Annotated in this window: 17 protein-coding genes; 7 read left to right on the plus strand and 10 right to left on the minus strand. The window is 71.7% G+C overall.

Annotated elements, in window-relative coordinates:
- The first annotated feature begins 71 nt into the window (after positions 1-71).
- Positions 72-605, plus strand: coding sequence for a DUF3576 domain-containing protein (locus BUB97_RS07565; protein WP_073133236.1), 534 nt, complete (start codon positions 72-74; stop codon positions 603-605).
- Positions 606-661: 56 nt separating this feature from the next.
- Here BUB97_RS07565 and BUB97_RS07570 read toward each other — a convergent pair whose 3' ends face one another.
- Positions 662-1,057, minus strand: a complete 396-nt coding sequence (locus tag BUB97_RS07570; RefSeq protein WP_073133238.1) for a PRC-barrel domain-containing protein — start codon at positions 1,055-1,057, stop codon at positions 662-664.
- Positions 1,058-1,194: 137 nt separating this feature from the next.
- On the opposite strand from BUB97_RS07570, the gene leuS reads away from it, so the two are divergent.
- Genes leuS through holA form a run of 3 tightly spaced genes read left to right on the plus strand, consistent with a single transcriptional unit; the run spans position 1,195 to position 5,303 of the window.
- On the plus strand, positions 1,195-3,762 hold the full coding sequence (leuS, locus tag BUB97_RS07575; protein ID WP_073133240.1) for a leucine--tRNA ligase: 2,568 nt from the start codon (positions 1,195-1,197) through the stop codon (positions 3,760-3,762).
- 7 nt (positions 3,763-3,769) lie between these two features.
- The gene (gene lptE / locus BUB97_RS07580) at positions 3,770-4,288 is read left to right on the plus strand and encodes an LPS assembly lipoprotein LptE (RefSeq protein WP_073133242.1); all 519 of its coding nucleotides are present in this window, start codon (positions 3,770-3,772) and stop codon (positions 4,286-4,288) included.
- 7 nt (positions 4,289-4,295) lie between these two features.
- Positions 4,296-5,303 (plus strand): DNA polymerase III subunit delta, encoded by a 1,008-nt coding sequence (gene holA / locus BUB97_RS07585; protein WP_073133244.1) that lies wholly within the window; start codon positions 4,296-4,298, stop codon positions 5,301-5,303.
- 288 nt (positions 5,304-5,591) lie between these two features.
- On the opposite strand, the gene fhuF is transcribed toward holA, so the two are convergent.
- The 7 genes from fhuF to BUB97_RS07620 all read right to left on the minus strand — a co-directional run bounded on the left by fhuF (position 5,592) and on the right by BUB97_RS07620 (position 12,302).
- Positions 5,592-6,200, minus strand: coding sequence for a siderophore-iron reductase FhuF (gene fhuF, locus BUB97_RS26130; RefSeq protein ID WP_175562581.1), 609 nt, complete (start codon positions 6,198-6,200; stop codon positions 5,592-5,594).
- Between the two features lie 233 nt (positions 6,201-6,433).
- A complete protein-coding gene (locus BUB97_RS07595) occupies positions 6,434-7,270 on the minus strand; it encodes a ParB/RepB/Spo0J family partition protein (RefSeq protein WP_073133246.1) in 837 nt (278 codons plus the stop codon).
- Positions 7,267-8,106 (minus strand): ParA family protein, encoded by an 840-nt coding sequence (locus BUB97_RS07600; RefSeq protein ID WP_086061985.1) that lies wholly within the window; start codon positions 8,104-8,106, stop codon positions 7,267-7,269. Before BUB97_RS07600 ends, BUB97_RS07595 begins: the two co-directional genes overlap by 4 nt.
- A complete protein-coding gene (rsmG, locus tag BUB97_RS07605; protein ID WP_073133412.1) occupies positions 8,093-8,695 on the minus strand; it encodes a 16S rRNA (guanine(527)-N(7))-methyltransferase RsmG in 603 nt (200 codons plus the stop codon). The genes BUB97_RS07600 and rsmG overlap by 14 nt, the downstream gene beginning before the upstream one ends.
- Entirely contained in the window at positions 8,695-10,575 is a 1,881-nt protein-coding gene (gene mnmG, locus BUB97_RS07610) for a tRNA uridine-5-carboxymethylaminomethyl(34) synthesis enzyme MnmG (RefSeq protein ID WP_073133248.1), read from the minus strand. Before mnmG ends, rsmG begins: the two co-directional genes overlap by 1 nt.
- A gap of 32 nt (positions 10,576-10,607) precedes the next feature.
- The gene (gene mnmE / locus BUB97_RS07615; protein WP_073133249.1) at positions 10,608-11,909 is read right to left on the minus strand and encodes a tRNA uridine-5-carboxymethylaminomethyl(34) synthesis GTPase MnmE; all 1,302 of its coding nucleotides are present in this window, start codon (positions 11,907-11,909) and stop codon (positions 10,608-10,610) included.
- Between the two features lie 9 nt (positions 11,910-11,918).
- Positions 11,919-12,302, minus strand: a complete 384-nt coding sequence (locus BUB97_RS07620) for a (2Fe-2S) ferredoxin domain-containing protein (RefSeq protein WP_456306324.1) — start codon at positions 12,300-12,302, stop codon at positions 11,919-11,921.
- A gap of 167 nt (positions 12,303-12,469) precedes the next feature.
- Between BUB97_RS07620 and BUB97_RS07625 the strand changes: the two genes are divergently transcribed.
- Both BUB97_RS07625 and BUB97_RS07630 read left to right on the plus strand, forming a co-directional pair.
- Entirely contained in the window at positions 12,470-13,006 is a 537-nt protein-coding gene (locus BUB97_RS07625; RefSeq protein ID WP_073133251.1) for a methylated-DNA--[protein]-cysteine S-methyltransferase, read from the plus strand.
- 11 nt (positions 13,007-13,017) lie between these two features.
- On the plus strand, positions 13,018-13,992 hold the full coding sequence (locus BUB97_RS07630) for a quinone oxidoreductase family protein (protein ID WP_073133253.1): 975 nt from the start codon (positions 13,018-13,020) through the stop codon (positions 13,990-13,992).
- Positions 13,993-14,069: 77 nt separating this feature from the next.
- On the opposite strand, the gene BUB97_RS07635 is transcribed toward BUB97_RS07630, so the two are convergent.
- Positions 14,070-14,819 carry a GNAT family N-acetyltransferase gene (locus tag BUB97_RS07635; RefSeq protein ID WP_073133255.1) on the minus strand — a complete coding sequence of 250 codons (750 nt, stop codon included), beginning with the start codon at positions 14,817-14,819 and terminating at the stop codon, positions 14,070-14,072.
- A gap of 182 nt (positions 14,820-15,001) precedes the next feature.
- Between BUB97_RS07635 and BUB97_RS07640 the strand changes: the two genes are divergently transcribed.
- A complete protein-coding gene (locus BUB97_RS07640; RefSeq protein WP_073133256.1) occupies positions 15,002-15,259 on the plus strand; it encodes a hypothetical protein in 258 nt (85 codons plus the stop codon).
- A gap of 104 nt (positions 15,260-15,363) precedes the next feature.
- Here the strand turns inward: BUB97_RS07640 and rho are convergent, their stop codons facing one another.
- Positions 15,364-16,638: a transcription termination factor Rho gene (gene rho / locus BUB97_RS07645; protein ID WP_073133258.1), complete on the minus strand. Its 1,275-nt coding sequence runs from the start codon at positions 16,636-16,638 to the stop codon at positions 15,364-15,366.
- Positions 16,639-16,707: the final 69 nt, after the last annotated feature.

Consider the following 16,707-nt stretch of genomic DNA (forward strand, 5'->3'; position numbering starts at 1 on the left):
GGTCCTCTTCCCCAGGCTTTTAACGTTTTCTCACTTGCGCGCTGTCGCGCCGCCGCCTTAGGTGCCGCGCCATGCGCCATCTCCACCTCGCCGTCCTCGCCCTGCCCGTCCTCGTCGCTGCCTGTGGCCAGAGCCGCCAGGTCCAGAACGACGAGTATTACGACGACAGCGGGCGTGCCCGGGTCTCGGGCCGCCTCTCGGGCAATGAGGACGGGCTCCTCATCCTCGGCACGGACCGCAGCCGCAACCGGCAGAGCGCCGGAGCGCCCGAGGGCAACAGCGGGCTGGGCGTGAACGCCTATCTCTGGCGCGCCACCCTCGACACGCTGTCCTTCATGCCGCTCTCCTCGGCGGATCCCTATGGCGGCGTGATCATCACCGACTGGTATTCGCCCCCGGCGGCGCCCGGCGAGCGCTTCCGCGCCACGGCCTATATCCTCGGCCGCCAGCTCCGCTCCGACGGCGTGCGCGTCTCGGTCTTCCGCCAGGAGATGCGGAACGGCGCCTGGGTGGACGCGCCGGTGGCCACCGCCACGGGCACCGAGCTGGAGGACAAGGTCCTCGCCCGCGCCCGTGAGCTGCGGAGCCAGTCCGCCTCTCTCTGATCCCACGCCCCGTCAGCGGGTGCCCGGGAGGGTCCTCACCCTCCCGGGCGATGGCTTCAGCGGTTGAAGGCCGGCAGCGAGCGAATATCGCCCGAGGCCATGTTGATCGTCACGCGGCGCTCGCCGGGCGCCACGCGCAGCCGGTCCAGCGGCACGGAGACGTGCTTCTGGGTGATGCCCAGGCGGTTCTCCACCTCGATCACCACGGCGGTGATGCGTCCCTGGGCCGGATCGATCACCAGGTCCTCCACCTCGCCGATCTCGACGTTGTCGGTGCTGTAGACGTCGCGGTCCAGCAGCTGCTCGGCCCGGATATGCCCGGCGGGGATGCTCGACGCCGTGGCGGCGGGCGCATTGCCCTGGGCCGGAGCGGCGGCCGGTGCCGCGGTCTGGGCAAGGGCGGGAAGGGCGGCGAGCCCCGTGAGCAGGGCGGCCATCGGAATGAACTTCATGTCATCTTTCTCCCAGGGGGGAGCTAGGGAACCGCGTAGCCCCGCCTGGGGTTTCCCGGGCGGCTAACCCCTTCCCACCCCGCCCCCGGGGGAATATCAGGACGGACCACCGAAAAAGCCCCATAGTCACCCCTCCGATGACCGACGGCCCGACTGACGCACCCGCCCGCTACGATTTCGCCGCCGCCGAGCCCCGCTGGCAGCAGGCCTGGAATGAGGCCGCCTGCTTCGCCGCGCCCGATGTGCCGGATGGGACGAAGCCCAAATACTACGTCCTTGAAATGTTCCCCTACCCCTCGGGCAAGATCCATATGGGACATGTGCGGAACTACACGCTGGGCGACGTGGTGGCCCGGTACAAGCGCGCCCGCGGGCACCAGGTGATGCACCCGATGGGCTGGGACGCCTTCGGCCTGCCGGCGGAGAACGCGGCGCGCGAACGCGGGACCCACCCGGCCGCCTGGACCTACGCCAACATCGCGAACATGCGGTCCGAGCTGAAGAGCATGGGGCTCTCGCTCGACTGGGCACGGGAATTCGCCACCTGCGATCCTGAATACTATGGCCAGCAGCAGGCGCTGTTCCTGGACTTCCTCGCGGCCGGGCTGGTGGAGCGCCGCCGGTCCTGGGTGAATTGGGACCCGGTGGACGGCACCGTGCTCGCCAATGAGCAGGTGATCGACGGCAAGGGCTGGCGCTCCGGCGCCCCGGTGGAGAAACGCGAGCTCTCCCAATGGTTCCTCGCCATCACGAAATTCGCCCCGCAGCTGCTGGAGGCGCTGGACACGCTGGAGCGCTGGCCCGAGCGGGTGCGGACCATGCAGGCCAACTGGATCGGCCGCAGCGAGGGCGCGCGCGTGCGCTTCCCGCTGGCCGAGCCGGTGGAGGGCACGGCCGAGGTGGAGGTCTTCACCACCCGCCCGGATACGCTCTACGGCATGTCCTTCCTCGCGGTCGCCGCCGAGCACCCGCTGGCGGCCGCTGCCGCGGCGTTGAACCCGGCCGCGGCCGATTTCATCGCGGAGTGCCGCAGCCAGGGCACCAGCGAGGCCGCCATCGAGCAGGCGGAGAAGAAGGGCTTCGACACGGGTTTCCGCGTGCGCCACCCGTTCATCGAGGGCGCGACCTTCCCCGTCTGGATCGCGAATTTCGTGCTGATGGAATACGGCACGGGCGCCTTGTTCGGCTGCCCGGCGCATGACCAGCGCGACCTGGATTTCGCGCGGAAATACGGCCTGCCCGTGCCGCCCGTGGTGCTGCCGCCCGGCGAGGATCCGGCGGGTTTCAGCATCGGCAAGAATGCCTGGACCGGCGACGGCACCCTGTTCCACTCCGAATTCCTGGACGGGCTGGGCAGCGAGGCCGGCAAGCGCGCCGCCATCGACGCGCTGGAGGCCAAGGGCCTGGGCCAGGGCGTGGTGAACTGGCGCCTGCGCGACTGGGGCGTCTCCCGCCAGCGCTACTGGGGCTGCCCCATCCCCGTCATCCATTGCGACGACTGCGGCATCGTGCCCGTGCCGAAGGACCAACTCCCCGTCCGCCTGCCGGAGGATGTGGACTTCTCCCGTCCCGGCAATCCGCTGGACCACCATCCCAGTTGGAAGCACGTGGCCTGCCCGTCCTGCGGCAAGCCCGGCCGGCGGGAGACGGACACCTTCGACACCTTCGTCGATAGCTCCTGGTACTTCGCGCGCTTCACGGCGCCCCATGCGAAGACGCCGCTGGTGGCCGAGGCCGCGAATGGCTGGCTGCCGGTGGACCAGTATATCGGCGGCATCGAGCACGCGATCCTGCACCTGCTCTATTCCCGCTTCTTCACCCGCGCCCTCTCCGCCATGGGCCAGCTGGAGACGCCGGAGCCCTTCGCCGGGCTCTTCACCCAGGGCATGGTCCAGCACGCCTCCTACAAGGCGCCGGATGGCCGCTGGCTAGCGCCGGACGAGGTGGAGGCCACCCCGGATGGCGGCGCCATCGAGAAGGCCACCGGCATCGCGCTGACGGTCTCGCGCAACGACAAGATGTCGAAGTCCAAGCGCAACACGATCGACCCTGGGGCCATCATCTCCCGCTACGGCGCCGATACGGCGCGCTGGTTCATCCTCTCGGATAACCCGCCGGAGCGGGACATGGAGTGGAGCGAGGCCGGCGTGTCCGGCGCGCATCGCTTCGTCCAGCGCCTCTGGCGCCTCGCGGCGACCCTCGACCAGCGTTCCGGCGACGGGGAGGCGCGACCGCTGATGCAGGCCACCCACCGCACCATCGCGGCGGTCACGGCGGCGCTGGAGAGCTTCGCCTTCAACGTCGCCGTCGCCCGGCTGCATGAATTCGCCAATGCCGTGGAATCCTCCCCCGCCCCGCTCGAGGCGCGGCGCGAGGCGGTGGCCGTCATGGCCCGGCTGGTGGCGCCGATGATGCCGCATCTGGCGGAGGAGATCTGGTCCATCCTCCACCCCGGCAGCACCGACCTCGTCGCCCAGATGCCCTGGCCGGAGGCCGACCCGGCCCTGCTGGTGGCGGAGACCATGACCATCGCCGTGCAGGTTCTCGGCAAGCTGCGCGCCACCCTCACCGTCCCCGTCGGGATCAGCGAAGCCGATCTTCTCGCCCAGGCGGAGGTGGAGGAGAATGTGCAACGTGCCATCGGCGGCAAGCCCATCCGGAAGCGCATCCATGTCCCAGGCCGCGTCGTCAACTTCGTCGTCTGAGCGGGCGATGACCCGGCGGGGCCTGCTCCTCGCCGGGCTGGCCGGCAGCCTCGCGGGTTGCGGCTTCCGCCCCCTGAACGCCCCGCCCGAGCCGGGCGAGGCGGATATCGGGCCGCAGCTGGCGGCCGTCCGCATCGGCCGGCTCTCCAACCGCACGGGCCAGCTGATGCACCAGGCGCTGGAGCGGCGGTTGGCGGCGCGGGACCGCAGCGGGCCCGCGGCCCGCTACGAGCTGATCGTCTCTCCCGTGCCGGCCTATGAGGCCCAGGGCTACCGGCGGGACGGCGCCCCCTCCCGCTTCCGCATGGTGATGACCGCGCCCTGGACGTTGCAGACGGTCGGCGTGCCGCCACGGCCGATCGCCGCCGGCACCTCCCGCGCCATCGATTCCTACAACTTCATCGACAACGAGTTCTTCGCCTCGCTCCTCAGCAGTGAGGCGGCGGAGCGGCGCCTCGTGGAGCAGGTCGCCGAGGACATCGTGATGCGCCTCGCCATCGCCTTCCGCGAGAACCCGGCGGCCTGAGCCGCAGATGAAGCTGGATGCGCGCCGCCTCCCCGCCTTCCTGAAGGACCCCGGCGCCGCCCGCGCCGCCCTTCTCTTCGGCGAGGATGCCGGCCTCGCGCGCGAGCGCGCCGACGCCCTGCAGGAGGCCGTCGCGCCGGGCAAGGACCCCTTCCGTGTGGCCGAGCTGCCGCGCGACGCCGCGGCCAAGCCGGGCGCCCTGGCCGGCGAGGCCGCCGCGCTGGCCCTGACCGGCGGGCGCCGCGTCATCCGCATCCGCGACGCCACCGATGCGCTGGCCCCGGCACTGCGCGAGGTGCTGGACGGGGCGGGCGACACGCTGATCGTCCTCGAGGCCGGGGAGCTTCCGGCGCGCTCCAAGCTGCGCCAGCTCGCCGAGGCCCATGCCCGCGCCGCTGCCATTCCCTGCTACCGGGAGCGGGGCGCGGAGCTCTCGGCCACCATCACGGCTCTGCTCCAGGCCGATGGCGTCACGGCCGAGCCCGCGGCCGTCGCCTGGCTGGCCGGGCGGCTGGGCGACGACCGCCAGACCCTGCGCCGGGAGTTGGAGAAGCTCGCCCTCTATGCCGGCCCTGGCGGGCGCCTGGCGGAGGAGGACGTGCTCGCCTGCATCGGCGATGGCTCCGCGCTGGAGATGGACGAGGCCCTGGTGGCGGCCACGGCCGGGGATGTGGCGACAGCCGACCGGGCGCTCGAATCCGCCATGTCGGAGGGCGCGAACCCGGTCCAGGTACTCCGGGCGCTTTTGCGGCACGCGCAGCGCCTGCACCTCGCTTCCGTGGCCGGGATCCAGGCCCTGCAGCCGCCGGTCTTCTTCCGCAGCCGGCCTGGCTTCGAGAAGGCGCTGCGCATCTGGCGCCCGGAGGCGCTGGAGACCGTGCTGGCGGGGCTGCTGGAGGCCGAGCGGCAGAGCAAATCGGGCGGCACGGGGCGGCCCATCCCCGATGCGGCCGTGGCGCGCTCCGCCCTGCTCACCCTGGCGCGGCAATCCGCGATCCTCGCGCGGCGGGGATAGGCGTTCGGCTGTTGGGCTTTTCTCTGGGCTGACGGTCTGTCCCGGGGAGAGGAAGAAGGAACTCTTCCTCTCTCCGGACCCGTCGAAGGCAATGCCTTCGACCCATCACCTTCCTTCCCAAGTTTGGACTCACTCGGCTGACAGTGCGCCTCGGCTCCATGACCCGAGGCGACTGCAGAGGCAGGATCAGGGGCAGAGAGCCCTTCGATCAGGGTATCCACGGCAGTCAGACGGGGTTCCAAGGGCCTCAGGCCCTTTGCGGGCGAGGGCGGAGCCCTCGACAGGCACCTATCCGAGCGGGCTTTCCTGACGCGCCAGGGGGCAGGACGCGCAGGCGGGCAGGCTGGGGATGAGGTAGCGCAGGCAGCAGACCCGCCGCATGCGCGTGGAGGGGTCGGCAGGGTTGGCGTGGCGGACCGGCTCGAACAGGAGGTTCGGGCGGCCGCCGGGCCAGACCCGCGTTCGCAGCAGCGCCTCGCCCTGTGCGAGGGCGGGCGCCTGGCCGCCGTGTTGCAGGCGTTGCAGCAGGTTCTCGAACAGCGTGCCCACATTGCTCCAGAACAGCCGTGGCGCGCCGCGGCCGTTCTGGGCCAGGGCTTCGATCAGCGGCTCCAGATGGCCGAAGACGAGGGGTGCGAAGCGGGTGAAGGGGTCCTCGGTGGGGTGGGCTTCGCCGGCGGCGGCGGGGCGGATGCCGATGGTCTTGCCCTGCGGGTCGAGGAGGACATCCACCCCGTCCAGCGGCACGGGGAGGGCATGGTCGAGACAGAGGCTGGCGGCGAGCACGGGCGGCATCACGGCGGCGAAGTGCCATTTCGACCAGATGGAGGCCACGGCCCGCCGGTCCGGCTGATCCGGGTAGGTCAGGGCGAAGCGAGACAGGAGCTCGTCCAGCACCTCGGCGCGCCGCAGTTTCGTCCCGAGGAGAACGGGGCGTGGTCGGTGGGTGTGATGAGCCGCTCGGCATAGGGCTCCAGCGGTCCGGTGAAGAGCGAGGCGAGCAGGTCGGCCATCCCGTGTCTCGGCACCGCCCTGCGATGCGCGGTACGGTCCTCCCCTAGTTATTGGAAGTGCGATGCGGTCGCAATATGCGAAAGAGGAGCGGCCGAGGGCCACGCCCCCTGCCCGCCTCAGGCCTGAAGGAGCCGCACGATGCCGTCGAGCTGGTCGAGGTCGCGATAGGCGATCGTCACCTTGCCAGACTTGCCCCGGTGCTCGACCGAGACGCGCAATCCCAGCCGCTCGGACAGCTCGCGTTCCAGGGCCCGGGTCTCCGTATCCTGCGCTCGGCGCCCGGCGCGGGGGCGGTCGGCCGCGGCGGCCAAGGCCTCGGTCTGCCGCACGTTCAGCCCACGCGTCACGACCAGTTCCGCCAGCCGCACGGGGTCGGGTGCGGTGAGGAGGGCGCGGGCATGGCCGGCAGTCAGGCTGCCACGGCCCAGCATCTGGCGGACGCCGGAGGGCAGACCCAGCAGGCGCATCGTATTGGCCACATGGCTGCGGCTCTTGCCCACCGCATTGCCCAGGGCTTCCGGCTTCAGCCCGAACTCCTCGGTCAGCCGGCGGTAGCCCTCGGCCTCCTCCAGTGCATTCAGGTCTTCGCGCTGGAGGTTCTCCACCAGCCCGGCGGCCATGGCGGCACGATCGTCCATCTCGCGCACGACGACCGGCACTTCATGCAGCCGGGCGCCCTGGGCCGCGCGCCAGCGCCGCTCGCCGCCGATGATCTGGTAGCTGCCCCGGGCGCCGGGCTTGGGGCGGACCAGGATGGGCTGGAGCACGCCATGCTCCCGCACCGAGGCGGTGAGCTCGGCCAGCGCCTCCTCATCCATCGGGCCACGGGGCTGGAAGGGGCCGGGCTCCAGCGCCTCCACTGGCAGGGTCTGGGGCGTGGCCGTGGCGGGGGCGGATTCCTCGCCCAGCAGGGCCGAGAGGCCCATGCCCAAGCGCGTGGGCTTCCGGCTCATGCCACACCGGCCTTAGCGGCGCGGGCACGGGCGCGGTCGCGCTTCAGCAGTTCCGCAGCGAGCTTGATATAGGCCTGCGCGCCGGAGGAGCGCACATCGTAGAGCAGCACGGGAAGCCCGTGGGACGGCGCCTCGGAGACGCGGATGTTGCGGGGGATCACCGTGTCGTACACCCGGTCCTTGAAGAAGCTACGCACGTCGCGCGCGACGAGCTCGGAAAGGTTGTTGCGCCGATCGAACATGGTCAGGACGATTCCGTCCAGCGCCAGTTCGGGATTCAGCCGCTTCACCCGCTCCACCGTGCGGGCGATCTGCGAAATGCCCTCAAGGGCGAAGAACTCGGTCTGCAGCGGCACCAGCACGGACTGGGCGGCCACCAGCGCGTTCAGCGTCAGCAGGCCGAGCGAGGGCGGGCAGTCGATCAGCAGATAGTCGTAGCGGGCGAGCGTCGTGCCATCGCGCGCCAGGGCGCCGGCGAGGCGCCGCTCCCGGTCTTCCATTCCCACCATCTCGATCTCGGCGCCGGCGAGATCGTTGTCGGCCGGCAGCAAGTCGAGGCCCGGGATCTTGCTCGGGCGGATCAGGTCGCTCAGCGGACGGTCGCCCACCAGCAGCGCGTAGGTGCCCGCACCCCGTGCGTTGCGCGGCACGCCGAGGCCGGTGGAGGCATTGCCCTGCGGGTCCATGTCCAGCAGCAGCACGCGCTTGGTGGTGGCGAGCGCGGTGGCCAGGTTGATGGCGGTCGTCGTCTTCCCCACGCCACCCTTCTGGTTGGCGAGCGCGATTCGGCGCGGGCCCGCGGCGCGCGCTGGGGGTAGGCGGTCAGGTGCCGACACGGCGGATTCCGGTGATGCGAAGGATGGTGGCGCCCGGCTCGGTCCGGCTCTCGAAGCGCTCGGTGTCCATTGTCCAGTCCGCCTGGGCAGCGGTCAATTCCGCCCCCGCCGTGCGGCCCTTGGGGAAGATCGCCGTGCCGCCGGGCGCGAGCAGGCGGGCGGCATGGCCGAGCAGGGCGGTGAGCGGCGCCAGCGCCCGCGCCGTGACGAGGGAAAGCGGCGGCAGCGCCACCGCCTCGATTCGCTCCGCATGCACGGTCACATGCGACAGCCCCAGCTCGGCCGAGGCAGCCAGCAGGAAGGCCGCCTTGCGGCGATCGGATTCGACGAGGTTCCAGCGGCGGCCTCCATCCGCGATGGCGAGGACCAGGCCAGGGAAGCCGCCGCCCGTGCCCAGATCGGCCGCCTCCCCGCCGCCCTGTGGCAGCAGGGGCAGGAGTTGGAGCGAATCCGCGATATGCCGGGCACGAAGGACGGCCGCGTCCCGCTCGGCCACCAAGTTGATGCGGGCATTCCACTTCAGCAGCAGGGCGAGGAAATCCTCCAGCCGCGCATCCGTTTCACGTGAAACGCTAGGAGCGGGCGGCATCATGCGGCGCCTGCCCCTGCGGAGACCCGCTGGCGCCGGAGATAACCGGCAAGCGCAACCATGGCCGCCGGGGTCACGCCTGGCACCCGCCCCGCCGAACCGAGCGTTGCCGGGCGCGCGGCCGCGAGGCGCTGGCGCATCTCGGTCGAGAGACCAGCGATCTCCGCAAAGTCCACATCATCGGGAATGGGCAGCCGCTCCTCACGTTCCAGGGCCGCGAACTCCGCCGCCTGGCGGGACAGATAGGGGGCATAGAGCGCCTCGGTCTCCAACTGCTCCCGCACGCCGCGCGGCAGGTCCCGCAGCCAGGGGAAAGCCGCTTCCAGCGCCGGCACGGCGGCGGCCGGCAGGGACATCACCTCGAGCAGGGAGCGGGGCACGCCGTCCTGGTTCACCGCGATGCCAGCGGCCGCCAGCGCGGCCGGCGTGGCGACGGAGGCCCTGGCGCGTGCCAGCGCCGCCTCCACCGCCTGCTCGAAGGCCCGGTGCCGGGCTGCGCGTTGCGGGCCGACGCAGCCCCATTCCGTGCCACGCCCGGTCAGGCGCAGCACGGCATTGTCGGCCCGCAGCCGCAGCCGGTGCTCGGCGCGGGCCGTAAGCATCCGATAGGGTTCCGTCACCCCCTGGGTGACGAGGTCGTCCACCAGCACCCCGGCATAGGCCTCGGTCCGCAGCAACACGCGCGGCTCGCGCCCGCCCGCCGCCCGGTGCGCCGCGTTCACGCCCGCCAGCAAGCCCTGCGCGGCCGCCTCCTCATAGCCGGTAGTTCCGTTCACCTGCCCCGCGAGGAAGAGGCGCGGCACGGCCCGCACCTCCAGCCCCGGCCGCAGGGCGCGGGGGTCCAGATGATCGTATTCGATGGCATAGCCGTGCCGCAGGATCCGGGCCCGTTCCAGCCCCGGGATGCTCGCGATCACCGCCTCCTGCACGTCGCGCGGGAGGCTGGTGGAAATGCCGTTGGGATAGACGGTCGGGTCGTCCAGCCCCTCCGGCTCCAGGAAGATCTGGTGCCGCTCGCGCTCGGCGAAGCGCACCACCTTGTCCTCGATCGAGGGGCAGTAGCGCGGCCCCGCCCCCTGGATCTGCCCGGTATAGATCGGCGCCCGGTCCAGCGCCGCCCGGATGATCTCATGGGTGCGGGGGGTGGTGGCCGTGATGCCGCAGAGCACCTGCGGCCCGGTGATCCGCTCCGTCATCCAGGAGAGCGGCTCGGCCGGGTCGTCGCCCGGCTGCGGCTCCACCGCGGCCCAGTCGACGGTGCGGCCATCCAGCCGGGGCGGGGTTCCAGTCTTCAGCCGCCGCACCGGCAGGCCCAGCCCGGCGAGCGCCAGGGCCAGCCCCACGGAGGCCGGGTCGCCATGGCGTCCTGCCGACTGCCGCTCCGGCCCCAGATGGATCTCGCCGCGAAGGAAGGTGCCGGCGGTGACCACGACGGCGCCGCAGCCGATCCGCTCGCCCGCGGCCGTGAGCACGGCGTCGATGCCGCCATCCGTCCCACGCTCCAGCCCCTCCACCACCCCTTCCCGGATGGTGAGGTTCGCCGTCGCCTCCAGCAGGCTGCGGATGGCCTTGCGATACAGGCCCCGATCGGCCTGGGCGCGTGGCCCGCGCACGGCGGGTCCCTTGCTCCGGTTCAGCAGCTTGAAATGGATGCCGGCAACGTCGGCCGCACGGGCCATCAGCCCGTCCAGCGCATCCACCTCGCGCACCAGGTGGCCCTTGCCCACGCCCCCGATCGCCGGGTTGCAGGACATCTCCCCCAACCCGTCGATCCGGTGCGTCAGCAGTAAGGTGCGTGCGCCGCATCGGGCCGCCGCCGCGGCCGCCTCGGCCCCGGCATGCCCGCCACCCACCACCACCACATCGAAGCCGCCCACCATGCCCGGGCCTATACCGCCCCCGCCGCGCGGGGTCACTTCCCGATGCAGAACTCGGCGAAGACGCGGTCCAGAATCTCCTCCGCGCCGACCCGTCCGGTCAGCCGCCCCAGGGCGCGGAGCGCCTCGCGCAGCGCATCCGCCCGTAGTTCCGGCAGAACGGCCCCTTCCGCCTCCCGTAGCCAGCGGAGCGCATCGCGGATCGCGGCCCGGTGCCGGGGGCGGGCGAGCAGCGTGCTGCCGGAAAGCGACGCCAGCCGCAGCGCCTCGGCTTCCAGCCTTGCCCGCAAGGCCGCCAGCCCTTCGCCGGTGCGTGCGGAGACCGGGATGGCGTGCCCGGGCACCTCCCCGCCCAGATCGGCCTTGGAGGCCACAACCACGCAATCCCGCCGCGCCAGCAGGGCCAGGGTCGCCGGGTCCGGATGGGCATCGCAGGCCAGCACGGCCAGCACGATATCCGCCCCCTCCCCCCGGTTCAGCGCCCGGCGCACCCCCTCGGCCTCGATCTCGTCCCCCGCCTCCCGCAGCCCTGCCGTATCCGCCAGCACGGCCGGCAGGCCGGCGAGGACCAGGCGGGCCTCCACGATGTCCCGCGTGGTGCCCGCGCGCGCGGAGACGATGGCCGCCTCGCGCCCCACCAGCGCGTTCAGCAGGGAGGACTTGCCCGCATTGGGCGCGCCGAGGATGGCGACATCCAGCCCGGTTCGGACCCGCTCCCCGCCTTCATCGGCGCGGAGCCGGTCCGCCATCTCCGCTGCCAGCGCCGCGATGCCGTCCGCCAGCTGGCCGTCCAGCGCCCCCGGCAGGTCCTCATCCTCGAACTCGATCAGCGCCTCCTGGCGGGCCAGCAGCGCGGCCAGCCGGTCGGCCCATCCCTGGCTGACCGAGGCCAGGGCGCCACCCGCAAGCCGCAGCGCCTGGCGAGCCTGCGCCGCCGTCTCCGCCTCGATGAGGTCGATCACGCCCTCGGCGGCAGTCAGGTCCATCCGGCCGTTCATCACCGCCCGCCGGGTGAACTCCCCCGGCTCCGCGGGGCGCGCGCCGAGCGAGACCAGGGCCGCCGCCACCCCCTCCACCACCGCGGGCCCCCCATGCAGGTGCAGCTCGGCCGAATCCTCCCCGGTGTAGGAGGCGGGTCCGGGCAGCCAGAGCACCAGCGCCTCGTCCAGCACGGCGCCGTCCCGGTCCCGCAGCCGCCGCACCGAGGCCCTGCGCGGCGCCGGGAGGACGGCACCGAGGCCCCCCAGCATAGCCCGGCTCTCCGGCCCCGAGAGGCGCAGAACCGCGATGGCCGCGCGTCCCGGTGCGGTGGCCAGGGCGAAGATCGTATCGGCCATGCCCCGCCCTCAGCCCTTCCCGGGCGGCACGTCCTTCTCGGTGAGCATGAGGCGGCGCACCCGGCCCTTGTCCCGCACATGCACCGTGAGGATCTCGTCGATGTCCTCCCGCGTCTCCGCCCGGTACCACACCCCTTCGGGATAGATGACGATGACCGGCCCAAACTCGCAGCGGTCGAGGCAGCCCGCGCTGTTCACGCGCAGCCGCCCCAGCCCCATCTCCTTCGCGCGCGCCTTCATGTAGTCCCGCAACGGCTCGCTGCCCCGCGCCGCGCAGGAGCCGCGGCGGTGCCCATCGGGCCTCCGGTTGGTGCAGACGAACATGTGCACGTCGAACCAGGGCGGCGGGTCGGCCTCTGTTTCACGTGAAACGGCGGGTTCCAGGTCGGCCAAGGGGACGGTCCTCAAGGGGCGGAGATGCGAACGACCCTCCGCATGTAGAACTCGCACCCCTCCGAGGCGAGGCCCAGCATGGGCAGGGAAGTCGCACCCCGGCGCTGTCTTCAAACCCCGCTTGACGTGGGCGCCGGCTCGCATGACGAATGCCTCCAGGCCCAGCCATGCCCCAGACCTTCATCCACACCCCACTCGGCACCCTCACCCTATCCGAGGAGGACGGCGCCATCGTCGCCCTCGATTGGGGGCAGGGCCGCGACCGGGAGGAGACCCCTCTCCTTCGCCGGGCGGCCGACCAGTTGCAGGACTACATGGATGGGCTCCGCACGGGGTTCGACCTGCCGTTGAAGCCGATGGGCAGCCCCTTCCGCCAGCGCGTCTGGCAGGCCCTGCGGGACATCCCGCATGGCGAGACCCGCAGCTATGCCGATCTCGCCCGCACGCTCGGCACCGCCTCCCGCGCCATTGGCGGGGCGAACGGCGCCAACCCGATCCCGATCATCATTCCCTGCCATCGCGTGGTCGGCGCCAGCGGCACGATCGGCGGCTATTCGGGGGAGGGGGGCATCGCGACCAAGCGCTGGCTCCTGGCGCTGGAACGCCGCACCCGCCGCCCCGATCCCAGCCGCCCCGACCTGCTCGACGGCGCCTCTTCCACCCCGCCCACGGGTGCCGCTCCGCGCGCGCCCGAAGCGTTCTAGGAACCCATCCCATGAACCACGCCATTCGCCTGCACGAGCCGGGCGGCCCGGAGAAGCTGGTCTGGGAGGAGGTGCCGCTCCCCAGCCCCAAGCCGGGCGAAGCCCTTGTGCGTCACGCGGCGGTGGGCCTGAACTTCATCGACATCTACTTCCGCACCGGCCTCTACAAGGCGCCCTCCCTTCCCGCCGTCATCGGCATGGAGGCAGCGGGTACGGTGGAGGCCGTGGGAGAGGGGGTCGAGGACCTCAAGCCCGGCGATCGCGTCGCCTATGCCATGGGCCCCATCGGCGCCTATGCGGAGGCCCGCACCATCCCCGCCAAGGTGCTCGTGAAGCTGCCGGACGATATCGGCTTCAACACCGCGGCCGCCATGATGCTCCAGGGCCTCACCGCGCAATACCTCCTGCGGCGCACTTACCGCCTGCAGGCGGGCGAGACGATCCTGGTGCATGCCGCGGCGGGCGGCGTCGGCCTCATCCTCTGCCAATGGGCCAAGGCACTGGGCGCCACCGTCATCGGCACGGTCGGCTCCGAGGCGAAGGCGGAGCTCGCCCGCGCCCATGGCTGCGACCATGTCATCCTGCAGAGCGAGGACCTTCCCGCGCGCGTCAGCGAGATCACCAAGGGTGCCCGCCTGCCCGTGGTCTATGACAGCATCGGCCGCGACACCTTCACCGCCTCGCTCGACTGCCTCGCTCCCTTCGGCCTCATGGTGTCCTACGGCAACGCCTCGGGCCCGGTCACCGGGGTGGATCTCGGGATTCTGGCCGCGAAGGGCAGCCTATTCGTCACCCGCCCGACGCTGGCCACCCACACCGCCAAGCGCGAGGACCTGCTGGCCATGGCGCAGGACCTGTTCGACGTCGTGCGCAGCGGCAAGGTGAAGATCGAGATCAACCAGACCTTCGCCCTACGGGACGCGGCAGCGGCGCATATCGCGCTGGAAACGCGCAAGACCACCGGCAGCACGGTTCTTCTGCCGTAAACTTTCCGAATTATTTTCGGGAAGCCAAGAACAGGAAAATTTCCGGTCTGGGGGGCCGCGCAGGCGCGGTCCCTCCTTCAGCCCTTCACGAAGTAGCGGTACCGGTACGCTTCCAGGAAGCCGGCCGCCACATAGATACGCCGCGCGCCGGCATTGCCCGGGGCTACCTGAAGCCAGCACAGCCCCGCGCCCTGGCTGGCGCCCCAGCCCGCCAGCGCGCCGAGCAGGCGCCCGCCCAGGCCACGACGCCGGAACTCCGGCCGCACCGCCAGGTCGAACACCCCGCACAACCCGCCATCCGCCACCGCATGCCCGCAGGCCGCCGCCACGCCATCCTCCCGCAGCACCAGCCAGGTGGCCGGGCGGGCGAGAAGCGGCACCGCCTTCTCCTTCTCAGCCCGTCGCGCCGGGCCCTGGTACTCGGCGGTCGAGAGAACCGAGAGCCATTCGGCGTCGGGTTCCTCCCCCCAGCGGGCGGACGGGTCGGTGAGCGGGGGAACCACCCCCTGCATCACCACCGCGCCCTCCGCCTCCCGGTAGCCGCGCTCCTCCAGCAGCCCGGTCAGCCCCGGCGGGTCCAGCGGGGTGGAACGGAAGCGGCAGGGCAGGCCCAGCCGCGCGTAATGCGCCTCGATCCGTGCGATGCGCCCGGGCAGCTCCCCGTCAGGCGAAGGGTCCAGGGAGCAGGCGGCATTCGCCCTCCCCGTGCCCCCGAGGAAAGCGCGGAGCACGAAGGCGCCATCCCAGGCCACGCGCGGCGCCGGCACGGCGTTCAGCGCCGCCCGCTCCAGCAGCGCCACATCCGCCGCCACCATCCCCTGCCCCATCCGTCGCCAGACCTTCTCCTGCCGGTGCCGGACCATGCCACGACCGCGGCCGGCCGGCACCGCCCGCCCTGAAAGGCGGGACCGGGACGGCGCGATGACCGCAGCGTGATCCATCCGGCGCAACCGCGCCGGGCAAGGCCGCGTTCGTCCCCCACACCACAATGGTTGATGGAGAAGAAAACATGAAGAAGACCAGCCTCGCCCTCGCCCTCGCCGCCGGCCTGATCGCCGGCCCGGCCCTGGCGCAGTCCCCGGCCCCGCAGGCCCCGGTTTCCACCGCCCCGACCCCGCGCGCCCCCGGCGGCGTGACCGCCGACCAGGGCGCGGGCGTGCCCGGCGCCTCCGCCTCCCCGGCGGCCCCCGCCGGCACGGCCGGCCTGCCGCCCAGCCCGCAGGCTGGCGTTCCCGGCACCCAGGCGCCGTCCCAGCTGGGCCGCTGATCGCCAGCCGGGCAACCGGAAACAGAAAGGGCCTGCCCCGGCGACGGGGCAGGCCCTTTCCATTTGCCGCTCCGCCGCGCCGGAACCCGGCGCGGCCGCGGGCCTCAGGTGTTCATCGCGTCGAAGAAGTCCTGGTTCGTCTTGCTGTACTTCAGCTTGTCCAGCAGGAACTCCATCGCGTCCTGCGTGCCCATCGGGTTCAGGATGCGGCGCAGCACCCACATCTTCGACAGCTCCGCGCGGTCCACCAGCACCTCTTCCTTGCGGGTGCCGGACTTGGTGATGTCAATCGCGGGGAAGACGCGCTTGTCCGAGAGCTTGCGGTCGAGGATGAGCTCGGAATTGCCGGTGCCCTTGAACTCCTCGAAGATCACCTCGTCCATGCGCGAGCCCGTGTCGATCAGGGCGGTCGCGATGATGGTGAGGGACCCACCCTCCTCGATGTTGCGCGCGGCGCCGAAGAAGCGCTTCGGCCGCTGCAGCGCATTGGCGTCCACGCCGCCCGTCAGCACCTTGCCCGAGGAGGGCACGACGGAGTTGTAGGCGCGGCCGAGGCGGGTGATGGAGTCCAGCAGGATCACGACGTCCCGCTTGTGCTCGACCAGGCGCTTGGCCTTCTCCAGCACCATCTCGGTCACCTGCACGTGGCGCGTCGCCGGCTCGTCGAAGGTGGAGGCCACCACCTCGCCGCGCACGGTGCGCGCCATGTCCGTCACCTCCTCCGGCCGCTCGTCGATGAGCAGCACCATGAGGAAGACGTCGGGGTGGTTGGCGGAGATGGACTTGGCGATGTTCTGCAGCATCACCGTCTTGCCGGTGCGCGGCGGCGCCACGATCAGGGCGCGCTGGCCCATGCCGATCGGCGCGATGAGGTCGATCACCCGGTGGGTGTTGTCCTTCATCGGGCCCTTGCCGACGCTCTCGACCTCCGCATTCTCCATGCGCAGGCGCCGCGTGGGATAGAGCGGGGTGAGGTTGTCGAAGTTCACCCGGTGGCGCACCGCCTCGGGCGGCTCGAAGTTCACCGTGTTGACCTTCAGCAGGGCGAAGTAGCGCTCCCCGTCCTTGGGCGCGCGGATCTGCCCTTCCACCGTGTCGCCGGTGCGCAGCGCGAAGCGCCGGACCTGGGCGGGGGAGACGTAGATGTCGTCCGGCCCCGGCAGGAAGTTCGATTGGGGGCTGCGGAGATAGCCGAAGCCGTCGGACAGGATCTCGAGCGTGCCGTCCCCATGGATCGCCTGGTCGTTCTCGGCGAGCTGCTTGAGGATGGCGAACATCATGTCCTGCTTGCGAAGCGAGGAGGCGTTCTCGACGCCGACCTCCTCCGCGAAGGCGAGCAGGTCGCCCGGGGCTTTGGCCTTGAGTTCGGAAAGGTGCATTCGGGGTGGTCTCGATCGCCAGCGGGTGAGCCACTGGCCGAAGGGGAAGGGTGCGCGGAACCTGGATCG

The organism is Muricoccus roseus (genome assembly GCF_900141905.1).
GTDB lineage: Bacteria > Pseudomonadota > Alphaproteobacteria > Acetobacterales > Acetobacteraceae > Roseomonas > Roseomonas rosea.

Excerpts from the sequence above, each read along its gene's own strand:
- BUB97_RS07565 (WP_073133236.1), top strand. The coding sequence starts at position 72 with ATGCGCCATCTCCACCTCGCCGTCCTCGCCCTGCCCGTCCTCGTCGCT.
- BUB97_RS07570 (WP_073133238.1), bottom strand. The coding sequence starts at position 1,057 with ATGAAGTTCATTCCGATGGCCGCCCTGCTCACGGGGCTCGCCGCCCTT.
- leuS (WP_073133240.1), top strand. The coding sequence starts at position 1,195 with ATGACCGACGGCCCGACTGACGCACCCGCCCGCTACGATTTCGCCGCC.
- lptE (WP_073133242.1), top strand. The coding sequence starts at position 3,770 with ATGACCCGGCGGGGCCTGCTCCTCGCCGGGCTGGCCGGCAGCCTCGCG.
- holA (WP_073133244.1), top strand. The coding sequence starts at position 4,296 with ATGAAGCTGGATGCGCGCCGCCTCCCCGCCTTCCTGAAGGACCCCGGC.
- BUB97_RS07595 (WP_073133246.1), bottom strand. The coding sequence starts at position 7,270 with ATGAGCCGGAAGCCCACGCGCTTGGGCATGGGCCTCTCGGCCCTGCTG.
- rsmG (WP_073133412.1), bottom strand. The coding sequence starts at position 8,695 with ATGCCGCCCGCTCCTAGCGTTTCACGTGAAACGGATGCGCGGCTGGAG.
- mnmG (WP_073133248.1), bottom strand. The coding sequence starts at position 10,575 with ATGGTGGGCGGCTTCGATGTGGTGGTGGTGGGTGGCGGGCATGCCGGG.
- mnmE (WP_073133249.1), bottom strand. The coding sequence starts at position 11,909 with ATGGCCGATACGATCTTCGCCCTGGCCACCGCACCGGGACGCGCGGCC.
- BUB97_RS07625 (WP_073133251.1), top strand. The coding sequence starts at position 12,470 with ATGCCCCAGACCTTCATCCACACCCCACTCGGCACCCTCACCCTATCC.
- BUB97_RS07630 (WP_073133253.1), top strand. The coding sequence starts at position 13,018 with ATGAACCACGCCATTCGCCTGCACGAGCCGGGCGGCCCGGAGAAGCTG.
- BUB97_RS07635 (WP_073133255.1), bottom strand. The coding sequence starts at position 14,819 with ATGGGGCAGGGGATGGTGGCGGCGGATGTGGCGCTGCTGGAGCGGGCG.
- BUB97_RS07640 (WP_073133256.1), top strand. The coding sequence starts at position 15,002 with ATGAAGAAGACCAGCCTCGCCCTCGCCCTCGCCGCCGGCCTGATCGCC.
- rho (WP_073133258.1), bottom strand. The coding sequence starts at position 16,638 with ATGCACCTTTCCGAACTCAAGGCCAAAGCCCCGGGCGACCTGCTCGCC.